Annotated in this window: 22 protein-coding genes and 1 pseudogene; 8 read left to right on the forward strand and 15 right to left on the reverse strand. The window is 73.2% G+C overall.

All coding sequences use genetic code 11. From position 1 onward, the window contains the following. Positions 1-215 precede the first annotated feature (215 nt). From ACH4MY_RS37550 to ACH4MY_RS37565, 4 genes and pseudogenes are all read right to left on the reverse strand, one after another. Positions 216-770 (reverse strand): Clp protease N-terminal domain-containing protein, encoded by a 555-nt coding sequence (locus tag ACH4MY_RS37550; RefSeq protein WP_398009262.1) that lies wholly within the window; start codon positions 768-770, stop codon positions 216-218. Then, a complete protein-coding gene (locus ACH4MY_RS37555) occupies positions 770-979 on the reverse strand; it encodes a helix-turn-helix domain-containing protein (protein WP_189834716.1) in 210 nt (69 codons plus the stop codon). The genes ACH4MY_RS37550 and ACH4MY_RS37555 overlap by 1 nt, the downstream gene beginning before the upstream one ends. 27 nt (positions 980-1006) lie before the next feature. Continuing rightward, positions 1007-1424, reverse strand: a pseudogene (locus ACH4MY_RS37560) (hypothetical protein); the annotation flags it as partial. A gap of 124 nt (positions 1425-1548) precedes the next feature. Further along, positions 1549-1803, reverse strand: a complete 255-nt coding sequence (locus ACH4MY_RS37565; protein ID WP_398009264.1) for a hypothetical protein — start codon at positions 1801-1803, stop codon at positions 1549-1551. Between the two features lie 129 nt (positions 1804-1932). Here ACH4MY_RS37565 and ACH4MY_RS37570 point away from each other — a divergent pair, with 129 nt between their 5' ends. The 4 genes from ACH4MY_RS37570 (at position 1933) to ACH4MY_RS37585 (ending at position 6206) form a co-directional block, all read left to right on the forward strand. Then, positions 1933-3180: a sensor histidine kinase gene (locus ACH4MY_RS37570; RefSeq protein ID WP_398009266.1), complete on the forward strand. Its 1248-nt coding sequence runs from the start codon at positions 1933-1935 to the stop codon at positions 3178-3180. Continuing rightward, positions 3177-3845: a response regulator transcription factor gene (locus tag ACH4MY_RS37575; protein WP_351908213.1), complete on the forward strand. Its 669-nt coding sequence runs from the start codon at positions 3177-3179 to the stop codon at positions 3843-3845. Before ACH4MY_RS37570 ends, ACH4MY_RS37575 begins: the two co-directional genes overlap by 4 nt. Before the next feature lie 143 nt (positions 3846-3988). Then, positions 3989-5287, forward strand: coding sequence for a cytochrome ubiquinol oxidase subunit I (locus ACH4MY_RS37580; RefSeq protein ID WP_398009268.1), 1299 nt, complete (start codon positions 3989-3991; stop codon positions 5285-5287). A gap of 139 nt (positions 5288-5426) precedes the next feature. Next, positions 5427-6206: a cytochrome d ubiquinol oxidase subunit II gene (locus ACH4MY_RS37585; protein ID WP_398009270.1), complete on the forward strand. Its 780-nt coding sequence runs from the start codon at positions 5427-5429 to the stop codon at positions 6204-6206. A gap of 24 nt (positions 6207-6230) precedes the next feature. Here ACH4MY_RS37585 and ACH4MY_RS37590 read toward each other — a convergent pair whose 3' ends face one another. Both ACH4MY_RS37590 and ACH4MY_RS37595 read right to left on the reverse strand, forming a co-directional pair. Further along, positions 6231-7460 (reverse strand): AI-2E family transporter, encoded by a 1230-nt coding sequence (locus ACH4MY_RS37590; RefSeq protein ID WP_398009305.1) that lies wholly within the window; start codon positions 7458-7460, stop codon positions 6231-6233. 231 nt (positions 7461-7691) lie between these two features. Further along, positions 7692-7886, reverse strand: coding sequence for a DUF3046 domain-containing protein (locus ACH4MY_RS37595; protein ID WP_398009272.1), 195 nt, complete (start codon positions 7884-7886; stop codon positions 7692-7694). Between the two features lie 79 nt (positions 7887-7965). Here ACH4MY_RS37595 and ACH4MY_RS37600 point away from each other — a divergent pair, with 79 nt between their 5' ends. Next, the gene (locus tag ACH4MY_RS37600; RefSeq protein WP_398009274.1) at positions 7966-8895 is read left to right on the forward strand and encodes a hypothetical protein; all 930 of its coding nucleotides are present in this window, start codon (positions 7966-7968) and stop codon (positions 8893-8895) included. 95 nt (positions 8896-8990) lie between these two features. On the opposite strand, the gene ACH4MY_RS37605 is transcribed toward ACH4MY_RS37600, so the two are convergent. The 3 genes from ACH4MY_RS37605 to ACH4MY_RS37615 are packed head-to-tail and all read right to left on the reverse strand — an operon-like array spanning position 8991 to position 10937. Further along, on the reverse strand, positions 8991-9299 hold the full coding sequence (locus tag ACH4MY_RS37605) for an AzlD domain-containing protein (protein ID WP_398009276.1): 309 nt from the start codon (positions 9297-9299) through the stop codon (positions 8991-8993). Next, positions 9296-10042, reverse strand: a complete 747-nt coding sequence (locus tag ACH4MY_RS37610) for an AzlC family ABC transporter permease (protein WP_398009277.1) — start codon at positions 10040-10042, stop codon at positions 9296-9298. The genes ACH4MY_RS37605 and ACH4MY_RS37610 overlap by 4 nt, the downstream gene beginning before the upstream one ends. Before the next feature lies 1 nt (position 10043). Beyond that, a complete protein-coding gene (locus tag ACH4MY_RS37615; protein WP_398009279.1) occupies positions 10044-10937 on the reverse strand; it encodes an AraC family transcriptional regulator in 894 nt (297 codons plus the stop codon). Positions 10938-11069: 132 nt separating this feature from the next. Between ACH4MY_RS37615 and ACH4MY_RS37620 the strand changes: the two genes are divergently transcribed. The 3 genes from ACH4MY_RS37620 to ACH4MY_RS37630 all read left to right on the forward strand — a co-directional run bounded on the left by ACH4MY_RS37620 (position 11070) and on the right by ACH4MY_RS37630 (position 17710). After that, positions 11070-15719: a DEAD/DEAH box helicase gene (locus tag ACH4MY_RS37620; RefSeq protein ID WP_398009281.1), complete on the forward strand. Its 4650-nt coding sequence runs from the start codon at positions 11070-11072 to the stop codon at positions 15717-15719. 264 nt (positions 15720-15983) lie between these two features. After that, positions 15984-16805: a DNA-formamidopyrimidine glycosylase family protein gene (locus ACH4MY_RS37625; protein WP_398009283.1), complete on the forward strand. Its 822-nt coding sequence runs from the start codon at positions 15984-15986 to the stop codon at positions 16803-16805. A gap of 32 nt (positions 16806-16837) precedes the next feature. Then, on the forward strand, positions 16838-17710 hold the full coding sequence (locus tag ACH4MY_RS37630; RefSeq protein WP_398009285.1) for an SDR family NAD(P)-dependent oxidoreductase: 873 nt from the start codon (positions 16838-16840) through the stop codon (positions 17708-17710). Here ACH4MY_RS37630 and ACH4MY_RS37635 read toward each other — a convergent pair. From ACH4MY_RS37635 to ACH4MY_RS37660, 6 genes are all read right to left on the reverse strand, one after another. Beyond that, positions 17658-17927: a hypothetical protein gene (locus ACH4MY_RS37635; RefSeq protein WP_398009287.1), complete on the reverse strand. Its 270-nt coding sequence runs from the start codon at positions 17925-17927 to the stop codon at positions 17658-17660. The two genes, ACH4MY_RS37630 and ACH4MY_RS37635, sit on opposite strands and share 53 nt — an antisense overlap. A 236-nt stretch (positions 17928-18163) precedes the next feature. Then, on the reverse strand, positions 18164-18547 hold the full coding sequence (locus ACH4MY_RS37640) for a helix-turn-helix domain-containing protein (RefSeq protein ID WP_398009289.1): 384 nt from the start codon (positions 18545-18547) through the stop codon (positions 18164-18166). Positions 18548-18656: 109 nt separating this feature from the next. Beyond that, positions 18657-19178 (reverse strand): CinA family protein, encoded by a 522-nt coding sequence (locus tag ACH4MY_RS37645; protein ID WP_398009291.1) that lies wholly within the window; start codon positions 19176-19178, stop codon positions 18657-18659. Next, positions 19175-19849, reverse strand: a complete 675-nt coding sequence (pgsA, locus tag ACH4MY_RS37650) for a CDP-diacylglycerol--glycerol-3-phosphate 3-phosphatidyltransferase (RefSeq protein WP_398009293.1) — start codon at positions 19847-19849, stop codon at positions 19175-19177. The genes ACH4MY_RS37645 and pgsA overlap by 4 nt, the downstream gene beginning before the upstream one ends. After that, the gene (gene rimO, locus ACH4MY_RS37655; protein WP_398009295.1) at positions 19846-21336 is read right to left on the reverse strand and encodes a 30S ribosomal protein S12 methylthiotransferase RimO; all 1491 of its coding nucleotides are present in this window, start codon (positions 21334-21336) and stop codon (positions 19846-19848) included. The genes pgsA and rimO overlap by 4 nt, the downstream gene beginning before the upstream one ends. Before the next feature lie 114 nt (positions 21337-21450). Beyond that, positions 21451-22278 carry a helix-turn-helix domain-containing protein gene (locus tag ACH4MY_RS37660; protein ID WP_398009297.1) on the reverse strand — a complete coding sequence of 276 codons (828 nt, stop codon included), beginning with the start codon at positions 22276-22278 and terminating at the stop codon, positions 21451-21453. Positions 22279-22323: the final 45 nt, after the last annotated feature.

The raw sequence follows: 22323 nt of genomic DNA on the forward strand, positions 1-22323 counted from the left end.
TCCTCACCCCTCCCGGCCCCGGTGGACCTTTGCGGTCACAGCACCAGTCACTCAAACTTCGATGGCACACGCTCAAGGTTCGATGTCACAGGACAGCTTTCCGTAACCGAGAGTTCCGGGTTGACCACCGAGCGTCCCAGCCGGCCGTGAAGCGTCGGCCCGGCCGCCGAGGTGACCAGGCGATGAGCCCCGTCACCTCGACGACCGGGCGCGGGTCAGCCGGCCGTCGCGCCGGAGAGCGCGGTGTCGACGGAGGCGTACGAGACGCCGTGGTCGGCCAGGACCTCCGCGACGACCCCGCCGGCACCGGTCAGCGCCAGGAGGATGTGCTCGTCGCCGATCTCGCGGTCCTTGCGCGCCAGCGCCATCCGGAGGGACTTCTCCAGGACGCTCTTGGCCTCCCGCGAGAAGGACCGGCGGCCCGAGCGCCACCCGGAGTCCTTGCGGTCGCCCGCGAGCGCGCCCGCGCCGTGGGTCTCCTCCACCCGCGCCACGATGGCGCCGACGTCGATGCCGAGGCCCGCCAGGGCCTCCGTGTCCGCCCGGGACAGCCCCGCCCGGCGCCGGGCGTCGGCCAGGTCGTCGGCCAAGGACGAGCGGCGGTCGGGCGGGCACAGCGTGAGCAGCGCGTCCGCCGCCGGACTGCCCTCCCGGTCGAGCAGGGCCAGGAGCAGATGCTCCTCGGTGACGACCGTCGCACCGCCCCGCTCGGCGTGCTCGACCGCCCCCTTGACGACGGCGCGCGCGGATTTCGTGAACCGCTCGAACATCACTGCCTCCCGTACTTCTTGTGGACGGCCTGCCGACTGACTCCCAGTTCGGTCGCGATCTCCTGCCACGACCACCCCTGGTTGCGCGCACTGCGCACTTGGACGGCTTCCAGCTGTTCCAGCAGTCGCCGCAGGGCGGAGACGGCCCGCAGCCCGATTCGGGGGTCGCGGTCACCCGCCCGCACGGCGAGATCGGTCGCATCGCTCATGGTGTCAACTTACGTTGACACGCCCCGTCACGTCAACCTTGGTTGACAATCGGCTCCCGGGCCCGGCATCAGCTCCGTCATCACGGAGAGCGGGAGCGACGGATTGGCGGCAGCCGCTTCGGCCACCTGCCCGTCGGTGTCGCCGAGCAACTCCACGACGACCGACGGCGGAAGGGAGGGAGGGATGGCCGGCGGCCATGGGCCTCGCCCGCCCGTCCGCCAGGCAGGCGAGCAGCGCCGCGGCGGTCGCACGGCGATGCCGGGCGACCGCGCGGAACGCCTTCCGCGCGGACGGTCCACGCCGGGTCAGCCACTCCAGCAGGGCCGGGGTGGCGTCCGGATTCGCAGCGACCCCGGCGACGACCTGCACTCCATGACGGTCCCCCATGGCGCGCAACCGCGCCTCGGAGAGCCCGGGATGAGCGGCGACGGACGCGACCACCTGGCCTCCTCCAGCTCCGGCTCCGGCCCCGGCCCCGGCTTCGGCGGCCCCGAACGGCCCGCACCGCCCCCACCCCCCGCGTGCTGCCGTACCCGAGCACCCACGGCAGCACGGTGATGCCCAGCACTTACACGAGGACATAGCCCAGGAGGTCGTCGGCGTGGCTGGCGTCGTCCCAGCGTTCCAGGGGCATGATCATGGCGATGGCGGAGACCACCACCGGCACCAGCGGCAGCAGCACGGACCACAGCCGCGGCCGCCGTCCGGGCCGCCGGGCGCACCACACCCCCATGCCCGCCATGAGGAAGGGCCCGAACGGCACCCACAGCACCACCGGCACGAAGAACAGCATCCGCCACTCGTCCGAGTACCCGAACATCATCGAAGCCCCCCGAGGCCGCCCGATCCGACGCTCCCGCACCGCCGAGGCACCACGAGGACGACCTCGGCCGCAGAGCGGCGGCGGCCGCGCGCACGCCCCGCCGCCGTCCCCCCGCCTATCCTTCGGCGCATGTCCCTCCCCCTCCGTTCCCCCGGCGGCGGGCGTCTGTCGTCGCGGGCCGCCGACGCCCTCGTGGCGGGTGTCGTCCTGGCCGTCGTCGCCGCCTGGACACTCGTCTCCGCGCAGTACGCGAGCGAGCCGGCCGGCCGTACGGTGATCGGCTGGGCGCTCATCCTGGTCGGGTGCGGGGCGCTGTACTTCCGGCGCAGGCAGCCGGTCGCCGTGGCCGTCGTCACGCTGCTGGCCTGCGTCGTCTACTACCCGCTGTCCTCGCAGGACGGCCCGCTCATGATCGCCTTCGCGCTCGCGCTCTACACGACCGCCGCCGAGGGCCGTTTCGCCGCCTCCGTCGCTCTCGCCGCCGTCACCCTGCTCGCGGTCGGCTTCGGAGAGTTCCGGCAGCGGCCGGGGCACCGGCAGATCGACGACACCTCGCTCGTGATGCTGGCCGGCTGGCTGATCAGCCTCGTCGCGGTGGGCCGGGCCCAGCGCACCCGGACCGCCTATCTCCACGAGGTGGAGCAGCGGGCGCTCGCCGCCGAGCGGGAGCAGGAGGCCCGCGCCCGGCAGAGTGCCACCGAGGAGCGGCTGCGGATCGCCCGCGAGGTGCACGACGTGCTCGGCCACAGCATCTCGCTGATCAACGTCCAGTCCGGCGCCGCCCTGCACCGGCTGGGGAAGGGGCCCGCCCCCGAGGCCGGGCTCGTCACGGCCACCGAGGCCCTGGAGGCGGTGAAGGCCACCAGCAAGGACGCGCTGCGCGAACTGCGGGCGACCCTCGGGGTCCTGCGCCGCGCCGACGAGCCCACGCCCACCGCCCCGTCGGCCTCCGGTCTCGCGCTGCTCGGCGATCTCCTCGGGCGTGCCCGGAGCGCCGGTCTCGACGTGCGTACGGAGACCACGGGCACGCCCGTGCCGCTTCCGCCGCCCGTGGACCTCGCCGCGTACCGGATCGTCCAGGAGTCGCTGACGAACGTGACCCGCCACTCGGGCGCGGGATCGGTCCACGTCACCCTCGACTGGGGGACGGACGCGGTGCGGCTGCGGATCGAGGACGACGGCGGGGGTGCGCCGGAGGGAGGGGCGCCGGGCAGCGGCATCCGGGGCATGGCGGAGCGGGCCCGTGCGTTCGGCGGTGAGCTGACGGCCGAGAATGGGGACGCCGGCGGTTTCCGGGTGGACGCCCGGCTGCCGCTCGCCGAACCCGCCACTCCCGCCGCTCCCGAACCCACCACGTCCGAGGGGGACCCCCGATGATCCGTGTCGTGCTCGCCGACGACCAGACCCTGGTCCGGGCCGGCTTCCGGTCGATCCTCTCCGACGAGGAGGACATCGAGGTCGTCGGCGAGGCCGGGGACGGGGAGCAGGCGATCGGGCTCGCCCGCGAACTGCGCCCGGACGTCGTCCTGATGGACATCCGCATGCCGGTGCTCGACGGTCTCGAGGCCACCCGCCGCATCACCGCCGACGAGCGGCTCGAAGGGGTACGGGTGGTCATCCTCACCACCTTCGACGCCGACGACCATGTGTACGGGGCGCTGCGGGCGGGCGCGTCGGGCTTCCTCGTGAAAGACACGGAGCCGATGGAACTGCTGCACGCGGTACGGGTCGTGGCGCGCGGCGACGCCCTGATCGCCCCGGCCGTGACCCGCCGTCTGATCGCCGAGTTCGCGGGCAGGGCCGACCGTCAGCCGGATCCGAGCCCCCGGCTCAACGCCCTCACCGAGCGGGAGCGGGAGGTCCTCGGCCTGGTGGGGGCCGGGCTCTCCAACGACGAGATCGCGGGCCGTCTCGTCCTCTCCCCCGCGACGGCGAAGACCCATGTCAGCCGGATCATGACCAAGCTGGCCGTACGGGACCGGGCCCAGCTGGTGATCCTGGCGTACGAGTCCGGAATGATCACGCCGGGCTGGCTGGCCTGATCGGCACGACACCCCTAGGGGACAGGGACCGGCCGGCACAACTCACGGGGTACGCGCGCGTGGACCGGCGCAACCGCTGGGGTACGGCCGGTGTCATCCCGGGGGTGACGCCGGACCCCTGACCGTACGCCGACGCTGATCGGGTGAACCAGGACGTACTCGATCTCGCGCGGCTTCAGTTCGCCCTCACCGCGGGCGGCCACTTCCTCTTCGTGGCCCTCACCCTGGGGCTCGCGACCGTCGTGGCCGTGCTCCAGACGAAGGCCACGTTCAGCCGGAAGCCGCAGGACGCGCGCATGGTGCGCTTCTGGGGCCAGCTGTACGTGATCAACTACGCGGTCGGGATCGTCACCGGCCTCGTGATGGAGTTCCAGTTCGGCATGACCTGGAGCGGGCTCACCCACGAGGCGGGCAACATCCTCGGGGCCTCGCTCGCCGTCGAGACGATCGTGGCGTTCTTCGTCGAGTCGACCTTCCTCGGCCTGTGGATCTTCGGCTGGAACCGGCTCAACCGCTGGGCCCACCTGGCCGCGATCTGGATCGTCGTCCTCACCGCCTACCTGTCGGCGTACTGGATCCTCGTGTCCAACGGCTTCCTCAACCACCCGGTGGGACACGGCTCCGAGAACGGCGAGCTCGTCCTCGACGACCCGGTCGCCGTCCTCACCAACCCCTCCGCGCTGCTCGCCTTCGGCCATGTCCTGGCGGGGGCGCTGCTGACGGCCGGCTTCTTCATGGCCGGGGTCAGCGCGTACCACCTCTTCCGGCGGACCCCGGAATGGGCGTTCTTCGGGCGCAGCCTGCGGATCGGGGTGTTCCTCTCGGCGCCCGCGCTGATGGTGACGGCCGTCTTCGGCGGTGTGCAGTTCGCGGTGCTCGACACCTTCCAGCCGATGAAGTCGGCCGTGTTCAGCGGGAAGACCGCGGAGATCGCCCGGGTGCAGGCGGAGTTGACGGAGCGCTTCGGTCCCGGCGACTACGTGCCCTCGGAGGCCTGGACCCGGGGCGGCGCGCTGCTGATGCTGATCAGCTTCGCGCTGATGATGTACCTGTGCTTCGCCGGGATGATCCTGGCCGCGTTCAAGAAGGCCGTCTTCCGGTTCCGGCTCTGGCACCTCGTGCTCATGGCGGCCGTACCCCTGCCGTACATCGCGATGATCAGCGGCTGGGTCTTCCGGGAGTCCGGTCGGCAGCCCTGGGTGGTCTACGGACTGCTGAAGACGGAGGACGCGGTGTCGGACCTCTCCCCCGGCACGATGCGTCTCTCGCTCACCGTCTTCACCACGGTCTTCGTCCTGCTCGCCGCCCTCAACGCCTGGCTCCTCACCCGGCACGCCCGGCGGGGCCCGGTCGAGTCGGGCCTCGGCCACGACGAACGCCCCGCCGAGGCGGAGGACGGAACACCCGACCCGGCCGACACCCTCCCGGCACCCCGCTACTGAGCCCGTTTCCCCGCCCGGCATCCGCGGCTGAGCCCCGTTTCCCGCCCGGCACCCCGGTACTGAGCCCCGCTCCCTCCCAGCACCCCGCTACCGAGCTCCGTTCCCGCCCGCACCCCCGAGAAATGCCCGAGGAGCCCCCGTGGAGACCCTGGCCATCGCCCTGCTCGCCTTCTTCGCGGTGGGCTGGTTCGTCCTCGCCGGGGCGGACATCGGCACCGGCATGCTCACCCCCTGGCTCGGCCGGAGCGACCCCGAGCGGCGGCTCGTCCTCAGCTCCTTCGCCCCCTTCTTCCTGGGCAACGAGGTCTGGCTGGTCGCCACCGTCGGGGTCCTCGTCGGCTGCTTCCCCGCCCTCGAAGGGGAGCTCCTGAGCGGCCAGTTCCCGGTCCTCGTGGCCCTGCTGACCGGCTGGATCGTCCGGGACGCCGGACTCTGGTCACGGGGCCGCGGTCCGGGCCCGCGCTGGCGTGCGGGCTGCGACGCGGCCGTCACCTGCGGGAGCTGGACCGTCGCGCTCTCCTGGGGATGGCTGCTCGCGGCCCTGCTCACCGGGCGGCCGTACACACCGGCGACCGGCCCCACGGCCATCCTGACCGCGCTCGCCGTGGCCGCGCTGTTCTCGGCGCACGGGCTGGGGTTCGCCACGCTCCGGCTCACCGGTGTCCCGTACGAGCGGGCCCGCCGGCTCGTGGGACGCACCGGACACCCGTGGCAGCCGTTCGCGCTCACCGCGGTCCTGATGGGCGGGCTGCCGCTCTGGGCGGGAACCGCGCTCCCGCTCTCCGAGCGGGCGGCCGCCCCCACCACGCTCGCTCTGCTCGTGCCCGCCCTGCTGGTGGTCACTCCGCTGCTCGTGGCCGTCCAGGCGTGGATCTGGCACGCGTTCCGGCACCGGGTCACCCGGCCCTCGTACCTCTGAGCCGCGGCTTCCGGACGTCCCGGCTCAGGACTCCCCGGGCGCCCGGGGCCCCTTCGGCCCCGAACCCCCTTCAGGTCCCTCAGGTCCCTCAGACCTCTCGGGCCCCGAAGTCTCCTCCGGCTGCTCCGCCTGCTCCAGGGCGGCCTCCTTCTTGTGGTGCAGGGCCTTCTGCAGCCGCGCCACCACCGCCTCGCCGTAGCGCCGGTGACCGTGGACCCGCGGGTCGTCCGTCACGTCGTACCGCTTCACATAGGCACCGAGGAAGGCCTGGAGGGTGGCGACGGCCGGAATGGCGATCAGCGCGCCGACGGCGCCGAGCAGTGCCGTCCCCGCGATGACCGAGCCGAACGCCACCGCCGGGTGGATGTCCACCGTCTTGGAGGTGAGCTTCGGCTGGAGCATGTAGTTCTCGAACTGCTGGTAGACCACGACGAAGCAGAGCACCCACAGCGCGTACCAGGGGTTCACGGTGAAGGCGATCAGCATCGGCAGGGCACCGGCGAGATAGGTGCCGATGGTCGGGATGAACTGCGAGACCAGACCGACCCACACCGCGAGCGCGGGCGCGTAGGGCACCCCGAGGATCTGGAAGAGCACGAAGTGCGCGACGCCCGAGATGAGGGCCATGAGACCGCGCGAGTAGAGATAGCCGCCGGTCTTGTCGACCGCGATCTCCCAGGCCCGCAGCACCTCGGTCTGCCGGGCGGGCGGCAGGACGGAGCAGAGCGCGCGCCGGAGCCGGGGGCCGTCGGCCGCGAAGTAGAACGAGAACAGGAAGATCATCAGGAGTCGGAACAGGCCGCCGAGGACGGTGGCGGAGACGTCGAGCACGCCGGACGCGCTGTTCTGCACGTACTTCTGCAGCCAGTCGGAGCTCAGGACGCTGTCCTGCACCTCGACGCGCGACAGCTCCGTGTGGAAGGTCTCGTTGATCCAGTTGATCAACGAGTCGAGGTACTTGGGGAAGTTCTCGACCATGTCGACGATCTGGCCGGCGAGCATCGAGCCCAGCAGGACGATGAAGCCGACGGTGAAGATCAGGACGGCGAAGAACACGAGGAAGGTGGCGAGCCCGCGTCGCATTCCGCGCGCCGCCATGCGCCCGACCGCCGGTTCGATGGCGAGGGCGAGGAAGAACGCGAGCAGGATGTTGACGAGGAGCCCGATGAGCTGGTGGAAGGCCCAGTTGCCGAGCAGGAAGCAGGAGTAGAGCGCGAGGGCCAGGACGAGCGCGCGGGGCAGCCAGCGCGGCATCCGGGCGCCCGGAGCGGGAGAGTCCTGAGCGGCGGGGGGCGTCGGCGCGCCGCCGCCGCCTCCGCCGGTCGGCGCCGCGGATGCCGTCGATCCGGCGGATCCGGTCGGTCCGGTCGAATCGTTCGATGCGGTCAGGTCGGTCGCGTCGGTGTCGTCAGTCGGGGCCACCCCGTCAGTCTCGCGCACCGCGCGGACATTCCGGCCGGGACCCCGCACATCCCCGTCGGCCGCTCACCGCTTGTCGGCCGGTACGCCGACGGCCGCGCAGACGGCCCGCCACACGTCCTTCGCCTCCCAGCCGGCGTCCAGCGCCTCGCGCACCGTCCGCCCGCCGAGTTCGGCCATCACATGGTCCCGTGCGAAGGACTCGGCGTAGGACGCACCGAAGTGGTCCGCCATCCGCTCCCAGAAAATCGTCAACCGCATGACCCCAGTATCCCGCTCCCAAGAGTGCAGCCCGCTCCGTAGCCCTTGTCACCGCGACTTTCCGCCCTACGGTCGGAGCATGGCCGAAAAACCCCTCTCCTCCCCGCCCGCGACCCCCCTGGCCCGAGCCGAGCGTTTCGTCTGGCTGACGGCCCGTGTCCTCGAACAGCGCCGGTTCGCCTACCACTTCCTGCGCGGTGGCGCGGATCAGGTGGAGACGGCCCTCGCCGCCTACCTCGACGAGGACGGCGGCTACGGCCACGCGCTCGAACCCGATCTGCGCGGGCCGGTCAGCCAGCCCCTGCACACGGCGCACGGGCTCCGGGTGCTGGACTCGATCGGCCGCTGCGGCGGGCTGCGCGTGGAGCGGATCTGCCGCTACCTCACGGACGTGTCGACCCATGACGGCGCGCTCCCGGCGATCCATCCGTCGCAGCGCGGCTACCCGTCCGCGCCGTTCGTCCCGGTCGTGGACTCCCCGCCGAGCGCGCTGCTGACGACCGGCCCGGTGGTCGGGGTGCTGCACCGCAACCAGGTGTGGCACGCGTGGCTGTTCCGGGCCACCGAGTTCTGCTGGTGGGCCGTGGAGTCGCTGGAGACCTCGCATCCGTACGAGATCGAGGCCGCCGTCGCCTTCCTGGACGGGGCGCCGGACCGCTCGCGCGCGGAGGCGGCCGCCCACCGGCTCGGACGGCTGGTCCGCGAGCAGCGGCTCGCCGTGCTGGACCCGGGCAAGGAGGGGGACTACCCCGTGCCGGAGGGGTACGCGCCCGGGGAGCTGCACTTCCCGCACGACTACGCGCGCGTGCCGGACTCGCTGGCCGCGCGCTGGTTCACGGACAAGGAGATGGCCCGTTCCCTCGACCGGCTCGCGGCCGACCAGCAGGAGGACGGCGGCTGGCCGATCCGCTGGCGCGCCTGGGCTCCCGGCTCTGCCCTGGAGTGGCGGCCGATCGTCACGATCGAGGCCCTGCGCACCCTGCGCGCCCACGGCCGCCCCCTCGACTGACCGCGGAAGGCCGGGCGATCACCGGTCGGCACCCGACGCCCGGCACCCGGCACCCGGCACCCGGCACCCGGCACGCCGCGCTCGGCACCCGCCGATCACCAGCCCAGGGCCCGTACGCCCGCCGTGACGGCGACGGCCGCGCCCACGACGACCAGGAAGGGGGCCCGCAGGACGAGCGCGACGGCGGCCGCGGCGAGTCCCGCGGCGCGGGCGTCCAGGACGACGGTGTCGCCCGCGCCGAACGTCTGCTGTGCGGTGAGCGCGGCGAGCAGCGCGACGGGGAGCAGCGCGGCGAGCCGCTGGACGAGCGGCCGCTCCAGCGCCCCGGCGGGTACGAGCAGGCCGACCAGCTTCACCAGGTAGCACCCGGCGGCGGTCAGGGCGATCGCGATCCAGACGGTCATCGGGAGTCCTTCTCTCGTCCGGCGGGGGCCATGCGGCGGCCCTGGAACCAGAGCACGAGGGGCGCGGCGAGGGCCGCGGCGAGGACCGGGACCCCGGCGGGCAGCACGGGCAGCAGCCCGAGGCCGAGCAGGACGGCGATCCCGGCGGTGGCCCGCTCGGTCGCGGACTTCAGCATGGGGGCGAGCAGGGCGAGGAAGACGGCGGGACCGGCCGCGTCGAGCCCCCAGGCCGCGGTGTCGCCGATCGCCTCGGCGCCGAGCGCCCCGAGCAGGGTGGTCGCGTTCCAGAGGACGTACAGCGTGAGCCCGGTGACGGTGAAGCCGATCCTGGCGGCCCGGCGGGACGGCTGGGCGAGGGCGACGGCCGTGGTCTCGTCGATCACCCAGTGTGCGGCGAGCGGCCTGACGGCCTTGGGTACGGCGAGGAGCTGGGAGAGCCGCAGCCCGTAGAAGGCGTTGCGGGTGCCGAGGAAGAAGGCGCCCGCGGCGGCCGTGAAGGGATTGCCGCCCGCGGCGAGCGCTCCGACCAGGGCGAACTGCGAGGCGCCGGTGAAGACGAGCAGGCTGAGGACGCAGGTCTGGAGGACGCTGAGGCCGGAGCCCGCCGAGGTCACGCCGAAGGCGAAGCCGGAGAGCCCGACGGCGACGCCGACGCCGAGGGCGTCGCGGACGACGGCCGCGTCGGGTTCGGGCGGGGCCGGTGTGCTGTCGGGTATGACGGGAGGTGCTGTCTGTTCTGCCACGTCAGGGACGGTACGGCAGCTCCGGCGGACCGGTCTTGTACGTTCTTGCGGCGGAGCCGGGGGGAGGCCCGGATCCGCCGCCCCGCGCGCGTTGGTACGCCCCGGGCGGCACCCCGACGCTGCGGGTGAAGTGCCGGTTGAGATGCGACTGGTCGGTGAAGCCGACGACCGCGGCCGCCTCCGCGGGAGGCGTCCCGGCGTCGAGGAGCTGTCTGGCCCGGCGTACGCGCGCGTCGGTGAGCCAGGTGTGCGGGGGCATCCCGTACGCGTCCCGGAAGGCCCGGAGCAGGGCGAACGGGCTGGTATCGAGATCCGCGGCGAGCCGCTCCAGGGTCGGGGGTTCCGCCATCCGGTCCTCCAGGACCGCACGCGCGCGTGCCGCGTTCCGGGCGCCCGCCGAGCGGGGCGGGAGCGGGGTGACGATCCCGCCGTGGCTGCGCAGCATCCGGGCCGTGACCAGCCGGAGCAGACTGTCGGCGGCGAGCGCGTTGCCCTCCTCGGCGGCCCGGTGGACTCCGACGACGAGCCGGGAGGCGTACGGGTCGTCCACGACGGGCGAGGTGAAGCCGACCGAGCCGCGCAGGGCGAGGGTGTCGGCCGCGATGGAACGGACGATCTCCGCGTCGGGGTAGATCGTGCGGTACGTCCAGCCCTCGGGCACGCCCGCGTGCCCGGTGTGCGGGGTGTCGGGGTTCACCAGGGCGATCTGGCCGGGGCTCGCGTGGACGAGCTCGTCGCGGTAGTGGAAGGCCTCGACGCCCTCGGTGATCGCGGCGAAGACGAAGGTCTCGTGGGTGTGCCGGGCGAAGGCCTTGCGGATGTAGTGGGCGTGCAGCAGGTCGACCCCGGGCAGCTCGGCGTACTGCCAGTACCGTGCCCGCTCCCCGCTCGCCATGCCTCCATTCTGCGACAGGCCCCCGGGCGTCGCCGTGGCGCCGGGTGTGCCCGCTGCCGGAGCCGCGGCCCGGCGCGGACGGATATCCCCAGGTCCCGGCGGTTGTCAGTGCTCGGGTGCACGATGGGTGGCATGGTCAGGTCCGCGCTCGACTCGTTCTCCCCCGCGACCCGTGGTTGGTTCACCGGGGCCTTCACCGCGCCCACGGCGGCGCAGGAGGGCGCTTGGAAGGCCATCGGGGCTGGCTCCGACGTGCTCGTCGTCGCTCCGACCGGCTCGGGCAAGACACTGGCCGCGTTCCTCGCCTCGCTGGACCGGCTGGCCGCCTCGCCCCCGCCGGCCGAGCCGAAGAAGCGCTGCCGCGTGCTGTACGTGTCGCCGCTGAAGGCCCTCGCCGTGGACGTCGAGCGGAACCTGCGCTCGCCCCTGACCGGAATCCGCCAGGAGTCGGTGCGCCTCGGGCTGCCCGAGCCGGACATCCGGGTCGGCATCCGGTCCGGTGACACCCCGCCCGCCGAGCGCCGGGCGCTGGCGACCCGGCCCCCGGACATCCTGATCACCACCCCCGAGTCGCTGTTCCTGATGCTGACCTCCGCCACCCGTGAGGCCCTCGCGGGCGTGGAGACGGTCATCCTGGACGAGGTCCACGCGGTCGCGAGCACGAAGCGGGGCGCGCACCTGGCCCTGTCCCTGGAGCGGCTCGACGAGCTGCTGCCCCGCCCCGCGCGCCGGATCGGCCTGTCGGCCACCGTCCGCCCGGTGGACGAGGTGGCCCGTTACCTGTCGCCGGGGCGCGCCGTGGAGATCGTCCAGCCGCCGTCGGGGAAGGAGTTCGACCTCTCCGTCGTCGTCCCCGTCGAGGACATGGGCGAGCTGGGCGGTTCCCCCGCATCCGAGGGCGGGGACGGCGGCGACAAGCCGTCGATCTGGCCACACGTCGAGGAGCGGATCGCCGACCTCGTCCAGGCCCACCGCTCCACGATCGTCTTCGCCAACTCCCGCCGTCTCGCCGAGCGCCTGTGCAACCGGCTCAACGAGATCGCGTACGAGCGGGCGACCGGCGAACCCCTCCCCGAGGGGTCCCCACCGGCCGAGATCATGGCCCAGTCGGGGGCGGCGAAGGGCGCCCCGTCGCTGCTCGCCCGCGCCCACCACGGCTCGGTGTCGAAGGAGCAGCGCGCCCAGGTGGAGGAGGACCTGAAGGCGGGCCGGCTGCCCGCCGTGGTGGCCACCTCCAGCCTGGAGCTGGGCATCGACATGGGTGCGGTCGACCTCGTCGTGCAGGTCGAGTCGCCGCCGTCGGTGGCGTCCGGGCTCCAGCGCGTGGGGCGCGCCGGGCACCAGGTCGGCGCCGTGTCGACGGGCGTGGTCTTCCCCAAGTACCGGGGTGATCTGGTGCAGGCGGCCGTGGTCACCGAGCGGATGCGTTCGGGTGCGATCGAGTCGATGCGGATCCCGGCGAACCCGCTGGACGTCCTCGCCCAGCAGCTCGTCGCCGTCGTCGCGCTCGACACCTGGCAGGTGGACGACCTGCTGGCCCTGGTGCGCCGGGCGGCGCCCTTCGCGTCGCTGCCCGAGTCGGCGTTCACCGGTGTGCTCGACATGCTCGCGGGCCGGTACCCGTCGGACGCCTTCGCCGAGCTGCGCCCGCGCGTGGTCTGGGACCGGGTCGCCGGGACGGTCACGGGGCGGCCGGGCGCGCAGCGCCTCGCCGTCACCTCGGGCGGCACCATCCCCGACCGGGGCCTGTTCGGCGTGTTCCTCGCGGGCTCGGACCCCAAGAAGGGCGGGGGCAGGGTCGGGGAGCTCGACGAGGAGATGGTGTACGAGTCGCGGGTCGGCGACGTGTTCACCCTCGGCACCACCTCCTGGCGGATCCAGGACATCACCCGGGACCGGGTCCTCGTCACGCCCGCGCCCGGCGTGCCGGGCAGGCTGCCGTTCTGGAAGGGCGACCAGCTGGGCCGCCCGCTCGAACTGGGCCGGGCGGTGGGCGCTTTCCTCCGCGAGGTCGGCGCCCTCTCGGACGAGGACGCCCGGCTGCGCCTGCTCGCTGCGGGCCTGGACGCCTGGGCCGCCGAGAACGTCCTGGCGTACCTCAAGGAGCAGCGCGAGGCCTGCGGCCATGTGCCGGACGACCGGACGATCCTGGTCGAGCGCTTCCGGGACGAGCTGGGGGACTGGCGGGTCGTCATCCACTCGCCGTTCGGGGCGCAGGTGCACGCCCCGTGGGCGCTGGCGCTCGGTGCCCGGCTGGCCGAGCGGTACGGCATGGACGCCCAGGTGATGCACGCGGACGACGGCATCGTGCTGCGCCTGCCGGACGCCGACCTGATGGGCCTGGACATGGGCCTCGACCTGCTGGACCACGAACCGGTCGACCCCGGCCGGCACCTCGACACGACGTACGACGCGGACAAGGCGCCCGTCGGCGCGGCCGACGCCCTCTTCGACAAGGGCGAGATCGGGCAGATCGTCACCGACCAGGTGGGCGGCTCCGCACTGTTCGCGTCCCGCTTCCGCGAGTGCGCCGCGCGCGCCCTGCTGCTGCCCAAGCGCAACCCCGGCAAGCGCACCCCGCTGTGGCAGCAGCGGCAGCGCGCGGCCCAGCTCCTCCAGGTGGCGAGCGAGTTCGGCTCGTTCCCGATCGTCCTGGAAGCGGTCCGCGAGTGCCTCCAGGACGTCTTCGACCTCCCCGGTCTGACGGAGCTGATGGGAGACATCGAGGCCCGCCGGGTCCGCCTGGTCGAGGTCACCACCCCCGAGCCGTCCCCCTTCGCCCGCTCGCTGCTCTTCGGCTACGTGGCGCAGTTCCTGTACGAGGGGGACTCCCCGCTCGCCGAGCGGCGGGCTGCCGCCCTCTCCCTGGACTCCCGGCTCCTCGCCGAGCTGCTCGGCCAGGCGGAACTGCGTGAGCTGCTCGACGCGGACGTCCTGACCGAGCTGGAGCGGGAGCTCCAGTGGCTGACGGACGACCGGCGGATCAAGGACGTGGAGGGCGTCGCCGACCTGCTGCGGGTCCTGGGCCCGCTCACCGACGCCGAGCTGGGCGAGCGCGGCGCCGAGGCGGGCTGGGCGCCCGAGCTCGAGAGAGCGCGCCGGGCGATCCAGGTGCGGATCGGGGGCCGCGAGCACTGGGCGGCCGTCGAGGACGCCGGACGGCTCCGGGACGCCCTGGGCACGGCCCTGCCGGTCGGCGTACCGGAGGCCTTCACCGAGCCGGTCAAGGACCCGCTGGGCGACCTGCTCGCACGGTACGCGCGCACGCACGGCCCGTTCACCTCGTCCGGGGCCGCAGGCCGCTTCGGTCTGGGCGCGGCCGTCACCGACGGCGCCCTCCAGCGGCTCGCCGCCTCGGGCCGGGTCGTCCAGGGCGAGTTCCACCCCTCCGGCATCGGCCAGGAGTGGTGCGACGCCACGGTCCTGCGCCGGCTGCGCCGTCGCTCCCTGGCGGCCCTGCGGCACGAGGTGGAACCGGTGTCCCCGGCGGCGCTCGCCTCCTTCCTGCCGCAGTGGCAGCACCTGGGCGGCAGCGGTCTGCGCGGCATCGACGGGGTGGCCCGCGCGATCGAGCAGCTCCAGGGCGCGCCGGTGCCCGCCTCCGCGCTGGAGAAGCTGATCCTGCCGTCCCGGGTCCGGGACTACTCCCCGGCGGTGCTCGACGAGCTGACCACCACCGGCGAGGTCCTCTGGGCGGGAGCCGGCTCGCTGCCCGGCAAGGACGGCTGGGTCTCGCTGTACCTCGCGGACGCGGCGCCGCTGCTCCTCCCGCCGCCGCATCCGCTGGAGCTCTCGGCGCTGCACGAGTCGGTGCTCTCGGCCCTCTCCGGCGGGTACGGCCTGTTCTTCCGCCAGATCGCCGACCAGGTCCGGGCCACCACACACCCGGACGCCACCGACCCACAGCTCGCGGACGCCGTCTGGGACCTGGCCTGGTCGGGCCGGCTCACCAACGACACGCTCGCCCCATTGCGCGCGCTCCTCGGCTCGGGCCGCACCGCCGGATCCACCGCGCACCGCGCGCGCCGCACGGTCCCGCGCGGCCGGTACGGCACGCTGACGGCCGCCGCCCGCCCCGCCTCCCGCACCGGCCCGCCCACGGTCTCCGGCCGCTGGTCGCTGCTGCCCGCGCTCGAACCGGAGCCGACCCACCGGGCGCACGCCCTCGCCCGTACCCTCCTGGACCGGCACGGCGTGGTGACCCGTGGCGCGGTGGCCGCGGAGGGTGTGGAGGGCGGCTTCTCGGCCGTGTACCGGATCCTGGCCGCCTTCGAGGACAGCGGACAGGCCCGGCGCGGCTATGTGGTGGAGGGACTGGGTGCGGCCCAGTTCGCGATGGACGGGGCGGTGGACCGGCTGCGGGCCGCGGCGACCGCCCGGGACCGGGGCGTGGACGCGGCGGCCGGTCCGCGCGCGCTGGTGCTCGCGGCGGCCGATCCGGCGAGCGCGTACGGGGCGGCCCTGCCCTGGCCCGAGCCGCCGACCGACGCCGGGCACAAGCCGGGGCGCAAGGCGGGCGCCCTGGTGGTCCTGGTCGACGGCGAACTCACGCTCTACATGGAGCGCGGCGGCAAGACGCTCCTGTCCTGGCCCTCGGACCCGGACGACCCGGCCCTGACGGCGGCGGCCGAGGCCCTGGCGGCCTCGGCCCGGGCGGGAACCCTGGGCACGGTGACGGTGGAGCGCATCAACGGCGCGACGTCCCTCACCTCCCCGCTGGCCCGCCCCCTGGAAACAGCAGGCTTCCTGGCCACCCCCAGAGGCCTCCGCCTCCGCCCCTGACCCACCCCGAGGCAGCCACCCGTCCGCCCAGCTCCCCGCACCGCGGCCCTCCCACCCCGTTGTGGGCATTCGTTCCGCTGGGGCGGAACGGGTGGGCACAACGGACGACGCCCCTGCCGGGCCCAGGCTCCCCGCACCGACGCCACCCACCAGGACGCCGCACACCTCGGACGTCCCCCACTGGCGCCCACCCACCCGCCCCGCTCCCGCCCACCACCCGACCCACAAGCCCACCCGAGCGCCCCCACCCCGCAGAATGGAACCGTGCCCGAAGGAGACACCATCTGGCAGGCCGCCCACCGCCTGCACACCGCCCTCGCCGGCCGCGTACTGACCCGCGCGGACCTGAGGGTGCCCAGATTCGCCACCGCCGACCTCACGGGCCGGACGCTCCTCGACGTCACCCCGCGCGGCAAGCACCTCCTCGCCCGCGTCGAGGGCGGTCTGACCCTCCACTCGCATCTGCGGATGGACGGCGCCTGGCGGGTGTACGCCACCGGGGAGCGCCCGCGCGGCGGCCCCGACCACCAGATCCGGGCGATCCTCGGAAACGAGGAGTCCACCGCGTACGGCTACCGGCTCCCGGTCCTGGAACTCATCCGCACCGCGGAGGAGTCGGACGTGGTGGGGCACCTCGGCCCGGACCTGCTGGGCCCCGGCTGGGACGCCGAGGAGGCCGCCCGCCGGCTGACCGCGGACCCCGCCCGCCCCCTCGGCGAGGCCCTGCTGGACCAGCGGAACCTGGCCGGCATCGGCAATGTGTACAAGTCGGAGCTGGCCTTCCTCGCCGGAGTGACGCCCTGGCTCCCGGTCGGCGAGCTCGACCCCGATGTCCCCGCCCGTCTGGTGGCGACCGCCCACCGCCTCCTGGAGGCGAACAAGGACCGCCCCGACCGGCGTACGACCACCACTCGCCGCCTGGCCGTCCCGCTCCATGTCTACGGCCGCGCGGGGCACCCCTGTCTCCGCTGCGGCGCGCCGATCCGCAAGGCGGAGCTCGGCGACCGGGTCACGTACTGGTGCCCCGGCTGCCAGCGGGGCCCCGACGACACCACTCCGGCCATGCCTCCCGCTCCCACTAATTGACGGACCGTCAGATCCGGTCGTACGGTCCGAGCATGACGAACACGGCGAGCGCGACGGGCACGGCAGGCGCGACAGGCACCGCGGACGAGCCCCGCACGACGGACAAGGCCCGCACGGCGGCCGAGGCCCGCACCGCGGCGACGCCCCTCCCGGCCTACGACCTCACCGGCCGCACCGCGTTCGTCACCGGCGCCGCCGGCGGCATCGGCCGCGCGACGGCGTTCCTCCTCGCCCAGGCCGGCGCCACCGTGCACGGCGCGGACCGCGACGGGCACGGCCTCGCGGAGACCGTGGACCTGATCGCCCGCGAGGGCGGCACCGCGCACCCGCACACCCTCGACGTCACCGACAGGCCCGCCCTCGCCGCCGCCGTCCGCGCGGCGGGCCCTCTCCACGTCATGGCCGCGGTCGCCGGGATCATGCACACGAGCTCGGTCCTGGAGACCCGCGACGAGGACCTCGACCGCGTCCTCGCCGTCAACTTCAAGGGCGTGCTCTACGCCTGCCAGGAGGCGGCCCGCTCGATGATCGCCGCCGGAGTCCGCGGTTCGATCGTCACGATGGCGTCGGGCGCGATGGACGCCGCGAGCCCGGGGCTGCTCTGCTACAGCGTCACGAAGGCGGCCGTGGTCCAGATGACGAAGACGCTGGCGACGGAGGTCGGCCGGCACGGCATCCGGGTGAACGCGGTGGCCCCGGGCTGGATCCGCACCCCCATGACGGACCGCCACGAGCCGGCCGCCCAGGAGCAGGCGGAGGCCGCGATGATCCGCCACTCACCGCTGGGCCGGGTCGGTGAGGCCATGGACATCGCGCATGCCGTCCTGCACCTCGCGTCGGACGCCTCCGCGTTCACGACAGGCCAGATCCTGCGCCCCAACGGCGGCGTCGCGATGCCCTGGTGACGCGCCGGGCGAGCAGGCCCGGCCGCCCCGACGAGGCGGCCACGTGCACGGGCAGCAGGCTCAGCCCCCAACCGCCCGCGGCGACCGCCCCCTCGATCGTCCCGGTCTCTCCCGGGGCGAGCAGCAGGCGCAGCACGGCCCACCACCAGAGCCCCCCGGCCGCCAGCCCGATCGCGACCAGCGCGAGCGTTGCCGGCGGCAACCGTCGCCTTACCATGGCCGCCTCCTGCCGTCGACGCTAGACCGGCAGGATCACCCCGCGGGAGGGCGCACCGGGGGCAAACCCGGCGCACACGGCCCAGTCGTATGTTTTCCACCATGGCACGGCACACCGGACCCCGGCATCTCAGGCAAACCGCCGCACCACCAGGGGAAAAGAGAAAAGCCCCGGTCGGCGCCTCACGAGGAGGCACCGACCGGGGCTGATCCCCGTTTCGGTTCGGACAGCGCCGATCAGGCGGCGACGACGTTGACCGCTTCCGCGGGCGCCTTGATGGTCACCCGCCCGGTGGACACACCTGCCACCGACGTCACCGACACCGAATTGAGCCTCGGGCGTACCGGCGTCGGCACCGGTTCGCTCGCCGCTGCCGACTCGGCCAGTTCGGCCAGTGACAGCTCGTCGCTCACTTCACGCATGAGCTCGGACATCCGTACGTCCAGCGCGTCGCAGATCGCGGAGAGCAGCTCGGAGGAAGCCTCCTTCTGCCCCCGCTCCACCTCGGAGAGATAGCCGAGCGAGACTCGGGCGGACGAGGAGACTTCGCGCAGAGTACGGCCTTGGCGCTGGCGCTGCCGACGCAGCACGTCACCCAACAGGCGACGGAGCAGAATCATCGGTGGCTCCCTCCTCGGACCGCGTAGCCGCATCCTTCACGCCCCACCGTACCGCCTCGCGCTGCGGCCGTGCGGGGAGCGATGTCGTGTTCACTCAGGGCTGCAAACATCAATTCCCCCCGTTGTGTTCCGTATCCTGTGCCCGCGCATTTCCCGAGAGTTCCTCATGGAGCAGCTCCAGCACGCTCCGGACGCTCTCTCTACGGATGTCCGCGCGGTCGCCGTTCAACCTCAACGAGACCACTTTCCCGGCGTGGGCACCGGTCCCGGCCGGGCCCGCGACGGCGACGTAGACGGTTCCGACGGGCTGTCCGTCCTGCGGGTCGGGTCCCGCGACGCCGGTGGTCGAGATCCCCCAGTCGGCGCCGAGCCGGGCCCGTACACCGGCCGCCATCTGCAGTGCGACCTCGGGATCCACCGCTCCGCGCTCCGCGAGCAGGGCGGCGTCGACGCCGAGCAGCTCCTGCTTGAGGGCCGTGGCGTAGGCCGTGACGGACCCCCGGAAGGAGGCCGAGGCGCCGGGGACACCGGTGAGCTCCGCGGCCACCAGACCACCCGTGAGCGACTCCGCGGCGGCCAGCGTGTGACCACGCTCCGCGAGCAGCGCCAGCACCCGGGCGGCCCCGTTCATCGCGTCGCCGCCTCCGAGCGCGCGGCGTCCCGCTCGGCGGCGAGACCCTTGCGGCGCAGCACGACCGCCTGGCGGACGTAGTCGAGTCCGGTGACGACCGTCAGCACGACGGCCAGTGCCATCACCCAGAAGCGCAGGGTGGCCAGCGGCCCGGTGAGCATCAGCACGTACATGCCGACCGCCGTGCCCTGGGCCAGCGTCTTCATCTTTCCGCCGCGGCTGGCGGGGATGATCCCGTGTCTGATCACCCAGAACCGCATCAGGGTGATCCCCAGCTCACGGGCGAGGATGACCCCGGTGACCCACCAGGGCAGGTCCCCGAGCAGGGACAGCGAGATGAGGCCGGCCGCCATGATCGCCTTGTCGGCGATCGGGTCGGCGATCTTCCCGAAGTCCGTCACCAGGTTGTACGCCCGGGCGAGGTGTCCGTCGAAGACGTCCGTGATCATGGCGACGGCGAACGCCGCCCAGGCCCAGGCGCGCCATGCGGGATCGTGGCCGCCGTCCTGGAAGAGGAGCAGCACGAAGCCCGGCACGAGCACGAGCCGGATCATGGTCAGGATGTTGGCGATGTTCCACAGGCTGGCCTGATTGACGGCCGCCGAGCCCAGCTTGCCGCGGGGCGCGGGCCTACCGGTCCCGTTCGTCGCGGATGCCGGGACTCCGGTCATCTGGCTGCCTCCTCGAAAAGACACTCGGCCACCAGGTCGACGCCTTCCGTGCCGACGACCTTCGCCATGACCATACGGCCCGGCGTCAGGTCGGGGCTCGCACCGCTTGCCGTGGTGAGGACCACCTGGCCGTCGGTCTCGGGCGCCTGGTGGGCGGCCCGGCCGATCACACCGTCCTCCTCGTCGACGGACTCGACCAGTACTTCAAGGGTCTCTCCGATCCGCTCCTCCGCGCGCTGGGCGGTGAGCTCCTCGGCGAGCCGGGAGAGGTGGGCGAGCCGTGCGTCGACGACGTCCTGGTCGAGCTTGTGCTCGTACGTGGCGGCCTCGGTGCCGTCCTCGTCCGAGTAGCCGAAGACTCCGATGGCGTCGAGCCGGGCGTGGGTGACGAAGCGTTCCAGCTCGGCGAAGTCGGCCTCGGTCTCGCCGGGGAAGCCGACGATGAAGTTGGAGCGGGCACCGGCCGTCGGGGCCTTGGAGCGGATGGTCTCCAGGAGCTCCAGGAAGCGGTCGGTGTCGCCGAAGCGGCGCATGGCCCGCAGCACGTCGGGGGCGCTGTGCTGGAAGGACAGGTCGAAGTACGGCACGACCTTCTCGGTCGACGTGAGGACGTCGATCAGGCCGGGGCGCATCTCGGCGGGCTGGAGGTAGCTGACGCGGACCCGCTCGATGCCGTCCACGGCGGCCAGCTCGGGCAGCAGGCTCTCCAGGAGCCGGATGTCACCGAGGTCCTTGCCGTAGGAGGTGTTGTTCTCGGAGACCAGCATGACCTCCTTGACCCCCTGCTCGGCGAGCCAGCGCGTCTCGTTCAGCACGTCGGAGGGACGGCGCGAGACGAAGGAGCCGCGGAAGGAGGGGATGGCGCAGAAGGAGCAGCGCCGGTCGCAGCCGGAGGCGAGCTTCACGGAGGCGACGGGGCTGGTGTCCAGCCGGCGGCGGAGCGGCGCGCGCGGCCCGGAGGCGGGCGCGAGACCGTCCGGAAGGTCGCTCGGCACGTTCTCGGGGGCGTCCACGACGCCGTGTCCCGGGAGGGCCACCGCGGCGGCGGCCTCCTGGCGCTCGACGGGCGAGAGCGGCAGCAGCTTGCGCCGGTCACGCGGGGTGTGCGCCTCGACACTGCCACCGTTGAGGATGGTCTGGAGGCGGTTGGAGATGTCGGAGTAGTCGTCGAAGCCGAGGACGCCGTCGGCTTCCGGGAGGGCTTCGGCGAGTTCCTTGCCGTACCGCTCGGCCATACAGCCGACGGCGACCACGGCCTGGGTTCTGCCGTGGTCCTTCAGATCATTGGCTTCGAGGAGGGCGTCGACGGAGTCCTTCTTGGCGGCCTCGACGAATCCACAGGTGTTGACGACGGCTACATCCGCGTCCTCGGCGTTCTCGACGAGCTCCCAGCCGTCCGCTGCCAAGCGGCCTGCGAGCTCCTCCGAGTCCACCTCGTTACGGGCGCAGCCAAGAGTGACAAGGGCGACGGTACGGCGTTCGGGCATGGACTCAAGACTACTTCGTCCCGGCCGTTACCCCGTCGCGCAGGGTTCACCTGCGCGACAGAGGTCACATCACGGGCCTCGGCGGGCGTCACACCGCCCGCCGTGCCGCGGGGCTCACCCGGCCTCGGGGTCGCCCTTGGTGTACGTGAGCCGCTCGACCTGGCCGGATTCGAACTTGTCGGCGACCTTCTTGCCGTTGACGTAGAGCTCGATCGCGCCGGCGTTGCCGAGGACCAGGTCGACGCGCTCGTCGTCCTGGAAGGTCTTGGACTCGCCGTCGAGGAGCAGCCCGTCGAAGAGGAGCTTGCCGTTGGCGGCCTTGGCCGAGATCCAGCTCTTGCCCTCGGTGGCGGTGAGCTTCACCGTCACCTTGTCCTGCGGGACCGCGGCGATCGCGCTCTCGGTGGGCTTCGGGGCGACGGGCTTGACCGGCTTCGGTTTGGCGGCGGACGTCGCCTTCTCGGGCGCGGGCGCCGGGCCGCCTTCGGCGGTGGTGGTGCCCTTCGACGCGCCGTTGCCGTCGAACATCGTGAAGCCGACGAAACCGACGACGGCGACGATGGCCGCGACCATCGCGGCGGTCCAGTTGGGCCGACGCGGCTCGGGGCGGATACGTTCCGCCTCGAACAGCGGGGCGGCGGGGGTGGGCGCGGGACGCCCACCGTGCTCGGCGTCGTACTGCTCGATCAGCGGAGCCGGATCGAGGCCGACGGCGCGCGCGAGGGTACGGATGTGCCCGCGGGCGTAGACGTCTCCGCCGCAGCGCGAGAAGTCGTCCTCCTCGATCGCGTGCACGATCGGGATCCGGACACGGGTGGAGGCACTGACCTCTTCGACGGTGAGACCGGCGGCGACGCGGGTCTGCTGGAGAGCACGACCGATCGAGTCCCGGTCGTCTGCCGGGAAGATCCGGTCGTCTTCGGGGGAGTTGCCGATGGACACGAGAGCGCCTTTCGAGCGTGTAGCCACCTGCTGGACGTTCAGTCT

Source organism: Streptomyces sp. NPDC017246 (assembly GCF_044331325.1).
GTDB lineage: Bacteria > Actinomycetota > Actinomycetes > Streptomycetales > Streptomycetaceae > Streptomyces.

Coding starts and splice junctions, on each gene's coding strand:
- ACH4MY_RS37550 (WP_398009262.1), bottom strand. CDS start 770: ATGTTCGAGCGGTTCACGAAATCCGCGCGCGCCGTCGTCAAGGGGGCG.
- ACH4MY_RS37555 (WP_189834716.1), bottom strand. CDS start 979: ATGAGCGATGCGACCGATCTCGCCGTGCGGGCGGGTGACCGCGACCCC.
- ACH4MY_RS37565 (WP_398009264.1), bottom strand. CDS start 1,803: ATGATGTTCGGGTACTCGGACGAGTGGCGGATGCTGTTCTTCGTGCCG.
- ACH4MY_RS37570 (WP_398009266.1), top strand. CDS start 1,933: ATGTCCCTCCCCCTCCGTTCCCCCGGCGGCGGGCGTCTGTCGTCGCGG.
- ACH4MY_RS37575 (WP_351908213.1), top strand. CDS start 3,177: ATGATCCGTGTCGTGCTCGCCGACGACCAGACCCTGGTCCGGGCCGGC.
- ACH4MY_RS37590 (WP_398009305.1), bottom strand. CDS start 7,460: ATGCCGCGCTGGCTGCCCCGCGCGCTCGTCCTGGCCCTCGCGCTCTAC.
- ACH4MY_RS37595 (WP_398009272.1), bottom strand. CDS start 7,886: ATGCGGTTGACGATTTTCTGGGAGCGGATGGCGGACCACTTCGGTGCG.
- ACH4MY_RS37600 (WP_398009274.1), top strand. CDS start 7,966: ATGGCCGAAAAACCCCTCTCCTCCCCGCCCGCGACCCCCCTGGCCCGA.
- ACH4MY_RS37605 (WP_398009276.1), bottom strand. CDS start 9,299: ATGACCGTCTGGATCGCGATCGCCCTGACCGCCGCCGGGTGCTACCTG.
- ACH4MY_RS37615 (WP_398009279.1), bottom strand. CDS start 10,937: ATGGCGAGCGGGGAGCGGGCACGGTACTGGCAGTACGCCGAGCTGCCC.
- ACH4MY_RS37620 (WP_398009281.1), top strand. CDS start 11,070: ATGGTCAGGTCCGCGCTCGACTCGTTCTCCCCCGCGACCCGTGGTTGG.
- ACH4MY_RS37630 (WP_398009285.1), top strand. CDS start 16,838: ATGACGAACACGGCGAGCGCGACGGGCACGGCAGGCGCGACAGGCACC.
- ACH4MY_RS37635 (WP_398009287.1), bottom strand. CDS start 17,927: ATGGTAAGGCGACGGTTGCCGCCGGCAACGCTCGCGCTGGTCGCGATC.
- ACH4MY_RS37640 (WP_398009289.1), bottom strand. CDS start 18,547: ATGATTCTGCTCCGTCGCCTGTTGGGTGACGTGCTGCGTCGGCAGCGC.
- ACH4MY_RS37645 (WP_398009291.1), bottom strand. CDS start 19,178: ATGAACGGGGCCGCCCGGGTGCTGGCGCTGCTCGCGGAGCGTGGTCAC.
- pgsA (WP_398009293.1), bottom strand. CDS start 19,849: ATGACCGGAGTCCCGGCATCCGCGACGAACGGGACCGGTAGGCCCGCG.
- rimO (WP_398009295.1), bottom strand. CDS start 21,336: ATGCCCGAACGCCGTACCGTCGCCCTTGTCACTCTTGGCTGCGCCCGT.